This window comes from Streptococcus sp. DTU_2020_1000888_1_SI_GRL_NUU_041A, from assembly GCF_032387735.1.
Lineage (GTDB): Bacteria > Bacillota > Bacilli > Lactobacillales > Streptococcaceae > Streptococcus > Streptococcus sanguinis.
The window spans coordinates 2,128,475-2,145,925 of the sequence record NZ_CP135591.1 but is presented as its reverse complement, the minus strand read 5'-3'; the positions used below and the strand labels follow the sequence as shown (position 1 = coordinate 2,145,925).

Sequence of the window (17,451 nt, the reverse complement as noted above, 5' to 3'; positions counted from 1 at the left end):
TCCGTTACTCCTTCCAGATGGTTTCCAAATAAGAGGACAGCTTAGAAATAGGAAAGCAGACTGCGAAGTAAAGCAGCAGAATGCAACCATAAATCCAAAAAGCAGCAGAAGGGATAGACAGACGATTGCTGTCAATGATCTGCTGGCCGACCTTGACAACCTCAATGACTCCGATAAGGACGATGAGTGAGGTTGTCTTAATCATCCGCGTGATTAGATTAATCGCCTGCGGCAAAAGCCGTCGCAGTACCTGCGGGATGATAATATAGACATATAGCTGGCGCTGCGACAGTCCCAATGCCTGACCGCTCTCAAACTGATGCTTGGGCAGGGAAGTAATGGCACCTCGTACCAAGTCTCCCATTTCCGCTGTTCCCCAAAGAGAGAAGACGATGATGGCTGAAAGCTCACCAGAGATATTGATGTTGAAGTTTCTGGCTAGGCCAAAGTAAACCAGAAAGAGCAGAACCAGTTGAGGCATGACGCGGATAAACTCTAGATAGGCTCTGGACAGAAAGCGCACGACTTTTGAGTGTGAGGTCATGATGATGCCAAAAATAGTTCCCAAGATAAGGGAGATGATGACCGAGAGGATAGAAATACCAATGGTAACGCCCAGCCCCTGTAAGATACGTAAGAAATTATTCCCCTGAAAGAGAACTTGAATGCCCGAATCCTGCACGCCGCAGCCTCCTTTCTATCCAGCTAAAGCCAAGTGAAATTGGCAGCAAAATAATCAGATAAGCAATGACCAACATGAGCAGAGCTGTATCTGTCTCGTAGTAAAGGCCAATCAAGTCCTTAGCTACAAACATTAGGTCTGCCAAGGCAACAGCTGAAAATACTGAGGTTTCCTTGATTAAAAAGATGACATTGGCACTAAAGGAAGGCAGGGCAATAGCTGCAGCCTGAGGCAGGATGACATAGTAGAAGACTTGTACTGGTCGTAGGCCGATAGAGAGTCCGACTTCCCTCTGCGTTTGGCTGACTGCTTCTAGGCCGCTTCGGAAAGACTCAGCCATATAGGAACCACCCAGAAAGATTAGCCCAATCGTCGCACAAGCCTCAGAGGATAGAACGAGTCCAACACGAGGCAAGCCAAAGTAGAGAAAGAAAAGCTGCAGCAACAGTGGCGTATTGCGGGAAAACTCGATATAGGCGGTTGCTAGCGGCTTCAAAACTGGAATCTTGTAAAAGCGAATCAGACTGACTAAGAATCCGACAGCAATTGATCCCAAAATTCCCCAAAAGGCTATGAACATGGTTAAAAGAAAGGCCTCTTGATAGAGGGGATAGTAATCACTGACGACGTCCCAGTTCACGGCTCTCACTCCTTAAACACTTGATGTTCCTAGTTTAGCATAGATAACAGACCTTTAGTAATATGTATTTTTTATCGCACTGATAAGGAAAATCTATCACTGGTCTGAAGAGAAATGCCAGATTGGGAATTTGTTATTTCAGTTGTGAGCTCGATTAAACCAAGGTGGTTATAAAAAATTGCGCTTTGATTTTGGATGAGTATAAAAAGGCTAAAAATCCCTGACCTATGGTATAATAGGATAATATGACAAAAGACAATACTATTTCAAACAAATTATACAAACTACTCTTTGCTTTATTCAGCTGTTTCGTGGGGCTGTCGTTTCTGTTCATGATGCTGAAAGATGTCTCGTCCACTAATTGGTATAAGAGTCGATTTCAGGGGTGGAAGACCATAACGGCTGAGGTGAGCGATTTTACGACCAGTCCGGAAAATCGCTCTACGCCCGCTTACTACCCTATTTATCACTACATTGTTGATGGCCAAACCTACCAGGGGATTTCAGACATCTATCAATATGAAGTGCCTAAGTCTGGGCAAACCATTAGCATTCTCTATAATCCCAAGTCGCCTGAGCAGAGCCAATATAAGAATGACATCCCCATCCCTGTCCTTGTACTCATGCCATTGCTGGGATTCTTATTATTTATGGCATTTGCTGCCGGCTCCCTCTATCAGGCCTTTAATCCTCTACAGGAGCCAAAGTCGCAACCTAAGGCTGCAAAAAGGATCAGTATTGTTGAGGGAACAGTTCGTAAAGAGAATCCCATTGTATCTTTAGTCTACCTAAGCCTGATTATGATAGCCCTCACTTATATCTGTATCACTGCATCAGGGCAATTCAAAGCCGTATTTTATGGTTGGAAAACTACATCCGCTCAAGTCATTGACTATGATGTGTATGAAACCGGAGGAAGTAGAGGAGGAAGAGGACTAAGTCTTTATAATAGCATCTACCAATATCAAGTAGACGGCGTGGCTTATGAAGGCTATTCTGTTCTCGGTAGATTTACAAAACCCAAAATTCAAAGTCAAATCCCTATTGCCTATAATCCTGAGTATCCCTATCAGAGTGCTTCTAGTGAAGACCGTCATTTCTTTTATATAGTCTTCTTGCCTGGCTTTAGTCTATTGCTAGTCGGCAAGATTCTCTCTCTAATGATTGCTGCTTGGATAAAGAAGGCTAGCCTCGCTCAAGCCAGAAGACTAGGGCCTGTCTATGACGGCTATATTATCGATGTTATCCCCGCTGAACAGTTTAGAGAGTATAATCCGTTGCATGAGATTTGGCTTGAATTTGATATTAACCAAGTGCCCTATCAAACCAGCATTTGCCTTCCCTTAAGAGAACATCATTTTATCTCTTACAGCCAGAATCCTAGACCTATCCCAGTCTATGTGGATCCTCATGATGATAGCCAGTTCCTGATAGATGACAATGATATCTATGCTATTACAAATAAAATACAGATTAGTTGATCCCCCTCCTAATGCCACCTCTCTCCTCATTGGCCAGCAACTGGACGTCCTGCCGTCTTGACCTCCTTTGAGGTGCCTCCACATGAGCTGAAGAGTATCGGAAATGCCGAACCTCACAGACACCATAGAACTTGGAATAGTATCAATTTTCCATAGGATGCTAGAAGTTTATTTGCTGATTGTTTATTATAATATAAGAAAAACGTTTAATTGATAAGGAGGCAAAAAGATGACCGAAAAACTGACTTTTCCGGATGGTTTCTTGTGGGGCGGAGCGACAGCTGCCAACCAGTGCGAGGGTGCTTATGATGCGGATGGTCGCGGGCTGGCCAATGTAGATGTGGTGCCGATTGGTGAGGAGCGTCTGGCTATCATAACAGGTAAGAAAAAGATGTTTGACTTTGAGGATGGCTATTTCTACCCAGCCAAGGAAGCCATTGATATGTACCATCGCTTCAAGGAGGACATTGCCCTCTTTGGTGAGATGGGTTTTAAGACCTATCGGCTGTCCATTGCTTGGAGCCGGATTTTTCCTAAGGGGGATGAGATGGAGCCCAATGAAGCTGGCTTGAAATTTTACGAAGACCTCTTTAAGGAATGCCATAAGTACGGCATTGAGCCCTTGGTGACCATTACTCACTTTGACTGTCCCATGCACTTGATTGAGGAGTATGGTGGTTGGCGGAGCCGTAAGATGCTGGAATTTTATGAGCGTCTCTGCCGTACTCTCTTTACCCGCTACAAGGGCTTGGTCAAGTACTGGCTGACCTTCAATGAAATTAACATGATCCTCCATGCACCATTTATGGGGGCGGGGCTCTGCTTTGAAGAAGGTGAAAATGAAGAGCAGGTCAAGTACCAAGCGGCCCATCATGAGCTGGTTGCCTCAGCTATTGCTACCAAGCTGGCTCATGAGATTGATCCGGAAAATAAGGTCGGCTGTATGTTAGCGGCGGGTCAAAATTATCCTAATACCTGTCATCCACGCGATATATGGGCTGGTATGGAGGAAGACAGGAAAAACTATTTCTTCATCGACGTGCAGGCGCGTGGAGAATATCCTAACTATGCCAAGAAAGCTTGGGAGCGCGAGGGTATCACTGTCGAGATGACAGAAGAAGACCTGCAGCTGCTCAAGGAGCATACGGTGGACTTCATTTCCTTCTCATACTACTCTAGCCGGGTAGCTTCGGGAGATCCTAAGGTTAATGAGCTGACCGAGGGCAATATCTTTGCTTCTCTCAAAAACCCTTATTTGGAAGCTTCTGAGTGGGGCTGGCAGATTGATCCGCTGGGCTTGCGCATTACGCTAAATACCATCTGGGATCGCTATCAAAAGCCCATGTTTATTGTGGAAAATGGTCTGGGTGCAGTGGATACTCCGGATGAAAATGGCTATGTGGCTGATGACTACCGGATTGACTACTTGGCGGCCCATGTCAAGGCCATGCGTGAAGCCATCAATGAGGACGGCGTGGTGCTTTGGGGCTACACGACCTGGGGCTGTATCGACCTAGTATCAGCCGGCACTGGCGAGATGAAGAAGCGCTATGGCTTTATCTACGTGGACCGGGACAATGAAGGAAAGGGAACACTCAAACGTTCCAAGAAAAAATCCTTTGACTGGTACAAGGAAGTCATCGCGACTAACGGAGAATCTGTGAAATAGAAAAAAGGCTGAGATATGAATGTCTCAGCTTTTTTTCCTTAGCCCTCAAGGGCGAAAGTAATACTTCTAAAAACGATTTTGCAAAAAATTTTAAACATATTGAGCCTCCTTTTTATAGCATATACATTTCTTATTTCTTTCTATTTTAAAGTCCGATTCTCAAATATCCTTCAAGTAATTCTAAAATATTTCTAAAGTTTTTCGAATAATCCATCTTTTATTGACTTAGCCTCTTATCCTTGCTACACTAGTGATAGGAAATCTCTGGAGGCGAGTGTTTATGGCTCATATTTTACTCATCGAAGACAATAGTGATATTCATGAAATTCTAAAAGAACTTTTTCAGAAGGAACACACGGTTTATTCTGCCTATTCGGGGACAGAGGGCATTTCGCTGTTTGAGCGGGAGGAGATTGATTTGGTCCTTCTGGACATCATGCTGCCGGGTAAGAACGGTGATGAAGTGTTGAGGGAAATTCGCAGCAGCAATGCTACGGTGCCCGTGGTTATGCTGACGGCTCTTGGGGAGAAAGCGCTGGTTAGCCAGTACCTGCTGAATGGTGCTAATGATTATATCGTCAAACCTTTCAATCTGGATGAGGTTTTTGCCCGTATCACCGTGCAGCTGCGCAGCCAGCAGGCTTTGACTGGCGAGGAAGAAGGCCAGTCCTTTAAAAATATCCGTCTGCTCAAGGCTACCTTTGAGGCGGTTTGTGGAGAGAAAAGCGTCCGTTTGAGTAAGAAAGAATATCATATCCTCCAGCTCTTGCTCCGTCATCCCAAGAAGATCTACACCAAGGAAGAGCTCTTTGAGCAGGTCTGGGAAGAGAGCTATCTGCCTGGGGATAATACCCTGAATACCCACCTCAGCAATCTACGTAAGAAACTGGCTCAGTTGGACCCAACAGAGGAATACATAGAGACTGTTTGGGGACTGGGTGTCCGGCTCAAGGAGGACTGATATGTTGGTGTTAGTCATTTTATTTGCCCTTATCAGTCTGTTTCTGACCATTGGTTTCATACGCTATCATCTGGCGGTCAAGGATGTGGCGCAGCAGATTCGTTTGAAGCGGCAGACAGGGAGCCAGAATCGTCTGGCTCCTGCTGCCCATGCACCTAGTATTTTGGAGCTGACAGAGGAAGCAGAGATGCTCTTTCGGGAGCTAGATAAGACGACCTTTGTTGTCCAGCAGGAAAAGAAGACACTGGATATGGCTATCAGTAATATTGCCCATGATATCCGCACCCCTCTGACCATTGCTAGCGGCTATACCCAGCAGCTGCTGAAGGATGATAGTCAGGAAAGTCAGCAGCTAGTCAAAATTGCAGATAGTCTGGGAATGGTATCCAAACGGCTGGAAGCCTTGATGGAGTACCGCCGGCTGATGGAGGGAGCCATTCGGGCCAATGTCCAGCCGACAGATATATCTCAGCTGGTAACCCAGCAGCTTTTTACTTATTATGATGCCTTCCAGAAAGCTCAGATTGACCTGCAGGTAGAGTTAGCTGAAGGTCTAGAGTTAGAGACAGACCCAGAAATTCTAGAGCGCATTGTCCAAAATATGATAAGCAATGTCCTCAAGCACGGCCGTAAGGCTGCTAGCATTTCTCTGAAAAAAGACGGCGAGCACTGTATCTTTACCGTTAAAAATATCGTCCAGCAGCCTATCCAATATCTGGATAAGCTGACTAATCGCTTTTACTCAGAAAACCTATCCAGCAGCGAGGAGTCTTCTGGTCTGGGGCTCTACATCACCCAGCAGTTAGTCGAAATCCTAGGCGGGGACTTGACAATGAAAGCTGAGGACGACTGGTTTGAACTAGTTGTGACTTTGTAAAAAAGACTTGAAAAAGCAAAATAAGGAAGGCTCAGCTCTATCAGCTAGCCTCAAAATCCGCTCAAAAACCTCAGTTAATTTTCGAATTGGCGGAGGTTTATTTTTAGATTAAGTCGAAGAAAGGCATGATAAATATGCCTTTTTGTTTTGTGGTTTGAAAAGCCAATTATCCTAGAAAGGTCATTTTACCGGTCAAGGTGAAAAATCAGCCAACTACTCTAAACCCTTGATATAACTGACTTGCAACTGACAGTTGACAAAGATTCCAAGTTCAATCCCCCAAAAAGCAACTAGATTTTTTCTTTATTCCAAGTCCAGTCGCTAGAAAGGCAACTGGCTTTTTTGTTAATCTGAAAGCAGAAGCCAAGTTTTTGATTTCGGAATGAACGAGTCGCTGTATTTGAAGATTTGGATTAAAAACTTGAGTTTAATTATATTATAAGGAGGTATTCTCATGAATACAGAAACAACTATCAAACCACAACCAAAACTAATTTTGCCGTTCCTAGCTTGGAACTTCGGCTGGACATGGGGATTCTGGCTGCTGGACATTATCCTCAAAAACCTTTGGCCAGACAGTCCACCTACAGCCTATCTAGCTCTTGAAGCTATTCTAAATGGTATTGCTATGTTTGGGCCTATGCTGGCCAGCCTAATCGTACTGAAAAAGAAAGGCTTCAAGGCCATTTGCTCCTATCTCTTTTCAGGCAAGAAAGAGACCTGGCTCTACTTGCTAATCTATGGTGGCGGTCTGACCACCTTCTATGCCCTAGCTTCTGGCGGCAAGCTGGTAGACGGCGCTTTAGTAAGCTTTCCTTGGTTTTTTATCTATTGTATTGTCCTATCGGGCGGGATTGAAGAATTCGGCTGGCGCGGCTTTCTACAGCCGGCCTTGGAGAAAAAGTTTTCTTTTTTTGTCTCTACCTTGATGACCGGTATTATTTGGGCCATCTGGCATATTCCTCTCTGGTTTTACGATCGCTTTTATGATCGAAGCCAGGATCTTTTCTCAGTTTTTATCATTTTCAGTATCTTTCTCTCTTTCTGGCTTGCTGCACTTTATAAGAAGACCCAGTCTGCCCTTGCTTGTAACATCTTTCATGCGCTCTCCAACACCCTCATCCCGACTTTTGTTGGCATAGCTCAAGCTAACAATCAATTGGATTTCTCTCAAGTCAATCCCTTCTTTTACTTTGGAGGTGTGATTCTCCTGACACTTTATAGTATCTATCTCTGGTATCGGACGGATAGGGAGGAAAAAGCACTTCCATCTAAAGAAGAAGTCTAGCATTTTATGAAGAGATGACAATCAGACTTTGCAGTCTCTCCGCCTTGTGCTATAATAAGTGTCAATGAAAGAAAGTATAAAAAATAAGAAAGAATAGGTAAAATAATCCATGAATCTATCAGACAGAATCCAGTACCTGCGGAAAGTGCGGGGCATTTCTCAGGAGGGACTAGCCGAACAACTCGGTGTGTCTAGACAGGCCGTTTCCAAGTGGGAGAGCGAGCAGAGTATGCCTGATTTGGATAAGATCATTTCCATGAGTGACTATTTTGAGGTGACCACAGACTATCTGCTCAAGGGAATTGAGCCTGTAGTCCAGAAAGAGGAAGAGCAGTCAATCAAGCACAGGAGGATAGCCAGCAATATTTGCTATCAGCTCTCTCTTGGCTTTGTCGGTCTGGGCATCATCCTCTCCATTATCCTAGCTGATTTTCTCAAGATCAGTATCTTGCTAACGCCGGTGCTGATCGTTCAGGGAGTAGGGCTGCTGGTGTGGGGAACGGGCCGCAATCTATCCGAGGTAAGACCTTCTTTTCAGGTTAAGCTAGCCTTGATTTTATTCTTGCTCTTTGTTCCCCTCGGATTTCTATCTAATGTTCTTTTTCCTCTGGGCAAGATCTTTCCATATCCGACCAGTCTGGCAGCCAGCCTTGCCTTTGTCACTTTCTACCTTATCCTAGGAGTCTGTATCAGTTTGTTCTTTAAAAAGCAAGATTGGAAGCAGTGAAAGAAAGCCGATAAAGCCGGCTAGACCAGAAAGGGTGAAATCCGCTCATCATCCAATTAAAATCCGCTCAAAAAAACTCAGCTAATTTAGTGATTAGCTGAGTTTTTATTTTACAAATCTCTCTTCTTCAGTGTAGCCAGTCCTGCTAAGCTAAAGACCGTGATCAGACTGAGAGCAAAGATAGCTGTTTTGGTGATGACACCTGGTATTGAAGCGTCTCCGTAGAAGAACTCCATCTTGATAGCCTTGAACCATTCATTATTGGCATCGACCATTTGACTAGGGAGACCGAGTAAGATGTAGGTCATGATATAGGTGATAAAGACGACACTATAGTTTCGAGTCAAGTAGAGGACAAAGCTGGTAATGCAGTACCAAGCATAGGTACAGATGACCTGCATGACAAAGAGTATTGCGAATTGTCCCCAGAAATTAGCTGGCAGGGTTCCCATATTACCGCCGGTTCGGACAAATTCGATGACAATACCTAAAATGTAGAGCAGTATGAACTGCATAGGAAGTAAGCTAGCGATAACCAGTGCTTTAGAGAAGTAATACTGGGTCCGAGTCTTGCCTGTAGTCAGGTTATTGTGATAAAGTTTGTCATTGAGATCAACACCGAGAAGCAAGCTAGTCATGACATTGCAGGCAATAAAGAGCATGCCGATGTTGTAGGAGACGACATCTATGGCAAAAAAGATACCGTTGTCGGAAATGGCGACTTGGGAAGTGAAAATGGCGAGGAGAATTCCAAAGATGCAGAAAGCCTGGACTCCCCAGAATCCTACGGAGCGGAAGAGACGGTAGTAATCCGCCTTGATACTATTAAACATGAGTGTTTCCTCCTTGTTGGTTGATTAAGTCTGTAAAGTATTTTTCTAAGTCTTTGTGGGCGTAGTAGATTTCCCCGATTGGGATGTCGGCTAGGACTAATTCCTTGGCAATCTTGCGAATTTCTTGTACCTTACCGGAAATATGCAGCTCATCTTCCTTGTTGGTCGGTCTGAGCTGGTAGCCTAGCTTGTCTTGCACTAAATGAGCAGCTTGCTTGATATTATCCGTTTTGAGGATGATATAGTCGCCGCTTTCTCGGTCAAATTCTTCCTTAGACAGCTCCTTGATGAAATGCCCTTGATTGATAAAGCCAAAGCGAGTTGCTACTAGATAAAGCTCGGACAGGATATGGCTGGAAATGATGATGGTGATGCCTAATTCTTGATTGAGGCGCTTGACCATTTCTCTAAATTCCTGAATCCCAACTGGATCTAAACCATTGATGGGCTCGTCCAGAATGAGCAAGTCGGGACGCCCCAAAATGGCAATGGCAATGCCCAACCGCTGTTTCATCCCTAGAGAGAAATTGCGGAATTTTTTCTTTCCAGTATCGGTCAGGCCGACATATTGCAGGGTTTCTTTGATGACTTTGTCAGCATTTGGAATGCCCCGGTCGGTACAGTAGTAGCGCAGATTTTCATAGGCCGACATGTGGGCATGAGCTACAGGGGTCTCGATAACAGATCCAGTATGGCTGAGGGCCTTGGTCCATTCTTGTTGGTTCTGAGAGCCCAGGACAGACACGGACCCTCCGCTAGGATAGATGACTTGAGTGATGATTTTGATCAGTGTGGTCTTACCAGCACCGTTTTTTCCGATGAGACCGTAGATCTCTCCTTTCTTGATGGAAAGACTGACGTCTTTCAGAGCATATTGATCACCGTATTTTTTAGTGAGTCCTTTCACTTCTAAAACATTTTGCATGATGTTTCTCCTTTAATTACTTTGTTTATACTTTTATTATACAAACTAATTATCAAATATTTCTCAAGAAATTCTAAAATATTTCTAAAGAAATATGTAATTGAAGAGATTAAAATGAGCCAGTCAAGAACTAGCTCATTTTCTACTATAAATCCTTTTTATGGAAAGTATAGAGGCTTGCTGCTGTGAAGACGGTCCCCAAAAACAAGGCGATTAGAACAATTCTTAAGGTTACACCGTTGCTTTGAAGTGTCTCAAAATCAAAGCTCATGGTTAAATGCTGCAGCCATAAAGATTTGGGATAAAATTGAGCAAGAGCTCCGGTTAAGGATGCGCAGAAAAGGTAACCTCCCAGAGCAGCAATCATAGATTTACTCAGATAAAGAATAAAGGAGATAATAGCTGTCCAAGCAATGACAGTCAGGCACTGCACAAAGAATAGAAGAATAAACTGAAGCAGGAAGGTGGCAGATAAATCACCAATACCGTTTAGAATGGCCGCTAAGATAAAGTTGATGCTATAATAGAGAGCCAACTGCAGGAACGTTACGCAGACCATGACTAGGGCTTTAGAGACGAAGAAACTGGTACGGGAAACACCGCTGGTTAATGTATTCTTGTAAAGCTGCTTGTTCAGATCTGTCCCGATGACGACCATAGAGAGGATAATGATGATAAATGTATTATTACCGATAGCGTTGGACACCGCTTGTATAAGCTGGACGGCATTTAATTTGCCAAAGACTGCGCTCAAGGTCGTCAGTAGAAAGATGAATTCGGTAATCCAAACAGCCTTGGAACGAAAGAAACGGTAAAAATCTGCTTGAAAAGTATGTAACATGGTTTTTTCTCCTTACTGGACTAAATCTGTAAAGTATTTTTCTAAATCTTTGTGAGCTGCATAGATACCATTGACATGAATGTTGGATAGAACCAACTCCCTGTTGATGTCATTTAGTTCCTGCTCTTGGGCGACAATGTGCAGTTCGTCAGATTTATCGGCGTCCTTGAGCTGATAGTGGAGCTTGCCTTGGATGAGATTGGCAGCCTGTTCTTTATCGCTAGTCTTGAGGACGATATAATCTTCGCTGGCTCGGTCAAAGTCATCTTTGGTGAATTCTGCGACAAGCTGTCCTTGGTCAATCACTCCAAACTTGGTGGCTACCAGATAAAGCTCGGACAAGATGTGGCTGGAAATAATAAAAGTGATTCCCAGTTCTTGATTGAGTCGCTGAATCATCAGTCGAAATTCCTTGATGCCAAGCGGATCGAGGCCATTTATGGGCTCATCTAAAATCATAAGTTCAGGCTTGCTGATAAGGGCAATAGCGATTCCCAAGCGCTGCTTCATTCCTAGCGAAAAGTTGCGGAATTTCTTTTTACCAGTATTGCTCAGTCCGACATAGGCCAGGGTTTTCTTGATGAGCTGGTCGGACTGGGCAATCTGATGGACCTTGCAGTAGTAGTTGAGGTTTTGATAAGCAGTCATCTGATTGTAAGCGACTGGTGTTTCGATGACGGTTCCTATTTTGCGCAGGGCTTCATTCCATTCCTTAGAGTTTTGCGAACCAAAGACAGACACGGTTCCGCTGTTGGCATGAATGAGCCGGCTAATGGTCTTGAGAAGAGTGGTCTTACCAGCTCCGTTCTTGCCAATCAGTCCATAAATATCGCCTTTCTGAATCGAAAGACTCACATGATCGAGGGCATATTGCTGACCATATTGTTTGGTAACTTGCTTTACTTCTAAAACAGTTTGCATGGTATATTCTCGCTTTCTTAGGTTTAACTAAAGTATACAAACTAAATTTCAAATATTTCTCAAGAAATTCTAAAATATTTCTAAAGAAATGCAGAACAACCAAAAGCAATAAAAAAGCAGTCAAAGGGCTGACTGCTTAAATTTATAAGTCTCTGTGCTGAAAGGCTTGGTAACCACCTAAGAGAGAACCAGCTAAGATAAGGAATAAGAATAGTTCAGAATTTATCTGGGGGAAAACGATGACGAGGCTAGACTGAAGCATAATCAGGGCGAAAAAGACGAGATAGCTGGCTAGGGTGGAGCGGGTCAGGTAGAGAAGACAGGTAACTACGGAACTGCAGGTCATAATAAAGAGAAGGGAGCGAAAGAAAGACAAGGAAAAGCTCCAGAAAAAGTTCTTTGGCATAGTCCCAAGTCCATGGAAGAGGCTTCCAAAGATAAAGGCTACAGTAAAGGCTGTTACTAGTTGAAAGATGATAATTATGACAAGAAGAGCTATTTTGGATAAGTAAAATTCTTTCCGAGAAATCCCGCCAGCTAATATATTGTTGTATAGTTTTCTAGTCAGGTCACGACCTAATAGAAAGATGATGAGTACAAGGACAGTAATCATGACAAAGGGCAGGAAATCTTTAGCAAGCTCCCCGAGAGCTTCAAATCCTGTCCAACCTTGGATGACTATTTCTTCTGGATCAGAAGATGTAGAGATATAAAAATTAAAGTTTCTTTCACCAAGAGAGCTGATGAAAATGAGAAAAAAGAGCAGCCCTTCTATTAGCCAAAAAGGTTTGGAGCGGACAAGCTGGTAGAGCTCCGCCTGAATAGTATGTAACATGAAATCTCCTCTGAATGATTAAGATTGTTCCTGTTTTTTTATAAATCTTTCTTTTTGAAAACCATCAGCCCGCTACCTAGAAAGAGCAGGGTGACCGTTACCACTGTCAGGATAGCCTTGATAACAGCTCCGCTATCTGCTGCCATATCTGTGTTAAATCGCAGAGTCAGATAGAGCAGCCATTCATTGTCAGGGTAAAAGATGAGGGGAATAGTCAGTAAGGTACCGCCAAGGAAATAGGTCAGAAAGATAGATACAATCGAGTGGCTGGCATAGAGTACAAAAGAAATGATGGCAATCCATGTAATCGTGCTGAGAAATTGAACGAAGAGAGCAGCTCCCAGCTGAGGCAAAAAAGAGCTGGGGGCACTTCCAATTCCGTTGGATAGACTAGCGGTCACAAAGGAGATAGATAAAATCATCAGGAAGTGAAAGGCTGCGATGCTAACGCAGACAAAGAATTTAGAAAAATAATAGCTGAGCTTAGAGATGCCGTAGCTCAGGCAGTTTTTATACAGTTTCCGAGACAGATCTACTCCAAGGACCATACTGAGACCAATGATGGTGAAAAAGAGTAGACTGTCTGTATTGCCTGCAAAATAGTCCAGAGCTTGAAGGCCGGTTAATTTTCCTAGAGATTGACTAGCAGCCGCATTGCTGGAGATATTTGCTCCAAAATGAATATTTGCATGGAAGAAGGTTGTTGAGATAATCGCACAGAATAGTAAAAACTCAGTAATCCAAAAGCCTTTTGAGCGCATGAGCCGGTAAAAATCGGCTCTAATGAAATCCATCATGATAAGCCTCCCTTTTTCATTCGACCAAGTCTGTAAAGAAGTTTTCTAGGTTTTGTCGTGCATAGTAAATCTCCTGCACCGGTATATCTGCAGCCGCAAGTTCCTTGACAATCTTGCTAATCTCATGCGAATGGGTGAAGATATGAATCTCGTCAGAAGCATTGACCACCTTGATACGATGCATGAGCTGGTCATGGATTAGCCGGCTGGCTTCTTCCAACTGTGACGTTTTAAGCACGATATAGTCTTCGCTCTGTTCTTCAAACTCCGCTTTTGAAATCTCACGAATCAATCGTCCTTCCTCGATAATGCCGAATTGGGTACCAACCAAGTAGAGTTCAGACAGGATATGGCTGGAGATGATAAAGGTCATGCCCAACTCTTCGTTGAGCCGCTGTACCAGCTGTCGGAATTCCTTGATGCCGACCGGATCCAGGCCATTGATAGGCTCGTCCAGTATCATCAGGTCAGGTCTGGTAAGCAGCGCAATAGCCAGACCCAGCCGCTGTTTCATCCCGAGTGAGAAGTCGCGGAATTTCTTCTTGCCGGTATCTGTCAAGTCCACGTATTCCAAGGTTTCACGGATGACCTTGTCCGCATGGGGAATATGGCGGAGCTTGCAGTAGTAGTTTAGATTTTCATAGGCTGTCAGGTGGTTGTGAGCAACCGGTGTTTCGATAACCGAACCGACCCGTTTGAGACTTTGCGTCCATTCTTGATAGTTCTGAGAGCCAAAGAGGGAGACATTGCCATTGCTTGCTTCCAAGAGCTGGGTAATGACCTTAATCAGGGTGGTTTTTCCGGCCCCGTTCTTGCCAATCAAACCATAAATATCTCCTTTTTTTATCGTCAGACTCACATCGGTCAGAGCGTACTGCCGGCCGAATTTTTTGCTGACTTGCTGTAAAACCAAAACATTTTCCATGATCAATTCTCCTTTTCATGATGTTAGGAGAGAAAACTCCCCTTCTTATTAACTAGTATAGCGCCAAACTTTCAAATATTTCTAAAGAATTTCTCAAATATTTCTAAAGTTTTTGGTTTGTCATGTAAAAGGGTCAGAACTCATCTAGGAATTTCTCTATTATTTGAGCAAATGCTTCGGGCGCTTGGCTATTCAGAGTATGGCCGCCCTTTTCTATAATGCAAAGCTGAGAATTTTTCAGCAGCTTGTTAAGTTTGTAGGCAGCTTTTAGATTGGGCTTGTCTTTGCTGCCGCAAACAAGCAGGCTGGGGCGCTTGATTTTCTTTACCTTATCAGTAAGATTTACCTTACGCAGTTCGGTCAAAATCCGTATCATCTGGTCCTTATCGGCTCCTTGCTTGGTGAAGACTCTTTTGGGAATCAGTTTAAAGACAAGAATCTGCAGTCTGTAGAGAAAATTATCTGCTAAATTGTATTGAGTCCCGGATAAAATCAAACCCTTCAGATGAGTAAGAGCTTGGTCAGCTAGGTCCAGTGCCAGCAAGCCACCGAGTGACAAACCGACTAAGATAAATGGCTGTTCTTGGGTCTGAAGGTGCTGGAGGGTTGCTTGTCGAATTTCTTGGTAGCTTTCATTTCCCCTTGGAAAAAGAGCTAGCGACTCCGTTGGGACATTGACTAGGGCTTCTTGAACTTTCTTCCAAGAACGCTCGTCTTGCCCTAGTCCGTGCAGAAAGATAACTTTCATATCAGAGCTCTCCTTTATCAATCTCCAGCTCGTACAGTCCCCTGACTGCATTGCAGGCGTAGATTTTCTCTGCTTGAGCCAGGTCAGCTAGCGTTAAAACTTTCTCAGTAGCCTGACCCTTATCCAGTAGCTGTTGGCGGTAGATACCCTTGAGCAGGCCTAGTTCAGCTGGAGGCGTGTAGAGCTTGCCGTCTAGCTCCAGCAGCAGATTGCCGATAGAGGTTTCCAGTAGCTGGCCTTGGGCATTGTAGTAAATCTGTTCTTGCTGCTTCAAGGTCAGATGTGGCCGATGGCTGGTCTTGAAATAGGTAAAGGGCTGAGCTAGATTGGCTGTTTGCTCGACCAATTTTGCCTTTCTGAATGTCGCCGTCAGCGGCAACAGAGGAGCCATTTCTAGCTCAATGCCGCCGTCTTTTTTAAGAGCTATACGCAGCCTGTAATCCTGTTCTTTTTCCAGCTGAGCGCAGTTTTCTTCTAACTCTTGCTCTAGTCTGTCTTGGTCAAAAGGATAGGCGAAGTAGTTGGCTGCTTCTGTCAGCCTTTGCAGGTGTTGGTCTTGGAAGGTCAGCTTTCCATTCGTTACTTTTCCTGTAGAAATCAGGTCGAATCGCGGATTCTTTCGATAGAGGACGGCAGATTTTTGCTGGGTTTCGATGTATTCGGATTTCCACGTGCTGTCCCAAGTGATTCCGCCGCCAACGCCGTAGATAGCTTTTTTCCGCTCTAGCTGGATGGTGCGGATGGCAACGTTAAAAATCCGTCTCTGGTCTGGCAGACAGATACCTACTGTACCGCAGTAGACCCCGCGGGCAGCTTTTTCTGTCGCCTTGATGATCGCCATGGTCGAAATCTTAGGAGCACCTGTAATGGATCCGCAAGGAAAGAGCGCCTTGAAAAGTTCTGCCAGCCCGACTCTCTCCTGCAGCTGGCTTTTGATGGTAGAGGTCATCTGCCATACTGTAGAGTATTGCTCGACGCTACAGAGATGCTCAACCCGCTCACTGCCCGTCTGAGAAATGCGATTCATGTCATTGCGGAGTAAATCGACAATCATCATATTTTCAGCTCGGTTTTTAGCATCTTGAGCCAGCCATGCAGCCTGCTCTCTATCCTGCTCTAAGGTCAGTCCCCGATTGGTCGTGCCTTTCATAGGACGGGTTGTCAGCTCACCTCGGTGCTCCTCAAAAAAGAGTTCAGGACTGATGGACAAGATGGCGGTCTCATCATGCTCTACATAAGCATTGTAGGCCGCATTTTGCTCAACAACCAGCCTGTTGTAAATAGCCAAGCTATCCTCAGGGTTGAGCTCCGCGTATAGCTGCACCGTGTAGTTGACCTGATAGGTATCGCCTTGACGGATATGATGGTGGATAGTTTCGATGGCCTTTTCATACTCTTGCTCAGAAGTCAGCCCTCGCCAAGCTGCGGGCATTTCCACTTCCTCATAGGTCAAGGGAATGGCAGCCTCCTCGGCCTGAACGTGGATAGTAAAGTAGAGGAGGTATTCTTTCTGGAGCGGAGCCGGATGGACCTGAAATTTCTCCTCAAAAGCTGGAGCTGCTTCATAGCTGACATAGCCGACAGCATAGTATCCTTTCTCCTGCCAGCCCTCAACCTCTGTCAAAAGCGCCTCTACCTGGTCAAGACGACGAGTCTTCAGTTCCTTGATAGGATGAGTAAAAATTAGGCGTTGACCCAACTGCTTAAAATCAATAATCGTTTTCTTGTGCATAAGCTTATTTTATCATAAGATAATATGAATGAAAACGGATTTATCAGATGAGACAGTCATTCTTTTATAAAGGTTGACAGATTAGAAAGTGGCTAGGTATACTATGTTTAAAAAAGAAAGAATGAGATTGCTATGAAGTCAAAGAAATTGTTATTGGTAAATGGAATTACTGGAATTTTAGGAGGCCTCATCATCCTTTACGCTTCTTCTCAGAGATGGCACTGGGAAATAGTTGCTTTAGTTCCCAAAATGGTCGAAAAGTCTGACTGGGGCGTCCTGATCATACTGATCAGCTTGCTGTTTCTTTGTCTTTCCCTGGCTGGAATGGCTCATTATAGTGAAGAGCCAAGAGTCAATAAGATGAGCCATAAGCTTCTCTTTTTCGCCTTTCTTGCAGGAATCATTCCATTTTTGGGGAACTTGGCCGGCGTTCTAGCTATCATATCGGGGATTTTTTATCTTCAAGATGTACCCAAATTCAAGAGCGATGACAAAGCGGACTGACCTGTGTGTTGCCATGCTTCCTCCTGCTCGAAAGCCCTCGGAAATTATGATAAAATAAGGAAATG

General features: G+C 44.3%; 18 protein-coding genes. 7 read left to right on the top strand and 11 right to left on the bottom strand.

Going from position 1 to position 17,451, the window contains the following annotated elements:
• Positions 1–4: 4 nt before the first annotated feature.
• Both RSK81_RS10580 and RSK81_RS10575 read right to left on the bottom strand, forming a co-directional pair.
• Positions 5–682, bottom strand: a complete 678-nt coding sequence (locus RSK81_RS10580; RefSeq protein WP_315686748.1) for an amino acid ABC transporter permease — start codon at positions 680–682, stop codon at positions 5–7.
• Positions 642–1,322 carry an amino acid ABC transporter permease gene (locus RSK81_RS10575; RefSeq protein WP_002910633.1) on the bottom strand — a complete coding sequence of 227 codons (681 nt, stop codon included), beginning with the start codon at positions 1,320–1,322 and terminating at the stop codon, positions 642–644. Before RSK81_RS10575 ends, RSK81_RS10580 begins: the two co-directional genes overlap by 41 nt.
• 245 nt (positions 1,323–1,567) lie before the next feature.
• Here RSK81_RS10575 and RSK81_RS10570 point away from each other — a divergent pair, with 245 nt between their 5' ends.
• From RSK81_RS10570 to RSK81_RS10545, 6 genes are all read left to right on the top strand, one after another.
• Positions 1,568–2,803: a DUF3592 domain-containing protein gene (locus RSK81_RS10570; RefSeq protein WP_315686747.1), complete on the top strand. Its 1,236-nt coding sequence runs from the start codon at positions 1,568–1,570 to the stop codon at positions 2,801–2,803.
• A gap of 229 nt (positions 2,804–3,032) precedes the next feature.
• Positions 3,033–4,472, top strand: coding sequence for a 6-phospho-beta-glucosidase (locus RSK81_RS10565; protein WP_002910631.1), 1,440 nt, complete (start codon positions 3,033–3,035; stop codon positions 4,470–4,472).
• A 280-nt stretch (positions 4,473–4,752) separates the two neighbouring features.
• Positions 4,753–5,433: a response regulator transcription factor gene (locus tag RSK81_RS10560; protein ID WP_002896543.1), complete on the top strand. Its 681-nt coding sequence runs from the start codon at positions 4,753–4,755 to the stop codon at positions 5,431–5,433.
• A 1-nt stretch (position 5,434) separates the two neighbouring features.
• Positions 5,435–6,310: a HAMP domain-containing sensor histidine kinase gene (locus tag RSK81_RS10555; RefSeq protein WP_315686746.1), complete on the top strand. Its 876-nt coding sequence runs from the start codon at positions 5,435–5,437 to the stop codon at positions 6,308–6,310.
• Between the two features lie 454 nt (positions 6,311–6,764).
• Positions 6,765–7,598: a CPBP family intramembrane glutamic endopeptidase gene (locus tag RSK81_RS10550; RefSeq protein WP_315686745.1), complete on the top strand. Its 834-nt coding sequence runs from the start codon at positions 6,765–6,767 to the stop codon at positions 7,596–7,598.
• A gap of 109 nt (positions 7,599–7,707) precedes the next feature.
• Positions 7,708–8,325 carry a helix-turn-helix transcriptional regulator gene (locus RSK81_RS10545; protein WP_315686744.1) on the top strand — a complete coding sequence of 206 codons (618 nt, stop codon included), beginning with the start codon at positions 7,708–7,710 and terminating at the stop codon, positions 8,323–8,325.
• A 110-nt stretch (positions 8,326–8,435) separates the two neighbouring features.
• Here RSK81_RS10545 and RSK81_RS10540 read toward each other — a convergent pair whose 3' ends face one another.
• From RSK81_RS10540 to pabB, 9 genes are all read right to left on the bottom strand, one after another.
• The gene (locus RSK81_RS10540; RefSeq protein ID WP_002907252.1) at positions 8,436–9,158 is read right to left on the bottom strand and encodes a lantibiotic ABC transporter permease; all 723 of its coding nucleotides are present in this window, start codon (positions 9,156–9,158) and stop codon (positions 8,436–8,438) included.
• Positions 9,151–10,083, bottom strand: a complete 933-nt coding sequence (locus RSK81_RS10535; protein WP_009659733.1) for an ABC transporter ATP-binding protein — start codon at positions 10,081–10,083, stop codon at positions 9,151–9,153. Before RSK81_RS10535 ends, RSK81_RS10540 begins: the two co-directional genes overlap by 8 nt.
• A gap of 145 nt (positions 10,084–10,228) precedes the next feature.
• Positions 10,229–10,924: a lantibiotic ABC transporter permease gene (locus RSK81_RS10530; RefSeq protein ID WP_125402290.1), complete on the bottom strand. Its 696-nt coding sequence runs from the start codon at positions 10,922–10,924 to the stop codon at positions 10,229–10,231.
• A 12-nt stretch (positions 10,925–10,936) separates the two neighbouring features.
• On the bottom strand, positions 10,937–11,845 hold the full coding sequence (locus tag RSK81_RS10525; protein ID WP_315686742.1) for an ABC transporter ATP-binding protein: 909 nt from the start codon (positions 11,843–11,845) through the stop codon (positions 10,937–10,939).
• Positions 11,846–11,987: 142 nt separating this feature from the next.
• Complete coding sequence (locus RSK81_RS10520) at positions 11,988–12,680, bottom strand: ABC transporter permease (protein ID WP_125410747.1); 693 nt, start codon at positions 12,678–12,680, stop codon at positions 11,988–11,990.
• 38 nt (positions 12,681–12,718) lie between these two features.
• Positions 12,719–13,477, bottom strand: coding sequence for an ABC transporter permease (locus tag RSK81_RS10515; protein WP_125410746.1), 759 nt, complete (start codon positions 13,475–13,477; stop codon positions 12,719–12,721).
• Positions 13,478–13,493: 16 nt separating this feature from the next.
• On the bottom strand, positions 13,494–14,402 hold the full coding sequence (locus RSK81_RS10510) for an ATP-binding cassette domain-containing protein (RefSeq protein WP_004188684.1): 909 nt from the start codon (positions 14,400–14,402) through the stop codon (positions 13,494–13,496).
• 133 nt (positions 14,403–14,535) lie between these two features.
• Positions 14,536–15,150: an alpha/beta fold hydrolase gene (locus RSK81_RS10505; RefSeq protein ID WP_009659590.1), complete on the bottom strand. Its 615-nt coding sequence runs from the start codon at positions 15,148–15,150 to the stop codon at positions 14,536–14,538.
• A gap of 1 nt (position 15,151) precedes the next feature.
• Entirely contained in the window at positions 15,152–16,882 is a 1,731-nt protein-coding gene (pabB, locus tag RSK81_RS10500; protein ID WP_125410745.1) for an aminodeoxychorismate synthase component I, read from the bottom strand.
• A gap of 132 nt (positions 16,883–17,014) precedes the next feature.
• Between pabB and RSK81_RS10495 the strand changes: the two genes are divergently transcribed.
• The gene (locus RSK81_RS10495; RefSeq protein WP_002901428.1) at positions 17,015–17,386 is read left to right on the top strand and encodes a hypothetical protein; all 372 of its coding nucleotides are present in this window, start codon (positions 17,015–17,017) and stop codon (positions 17,384–17,386) included.
• The last annotated feature ends 65 nt before the right edge of the window (positions 17,387–17,451 follow it).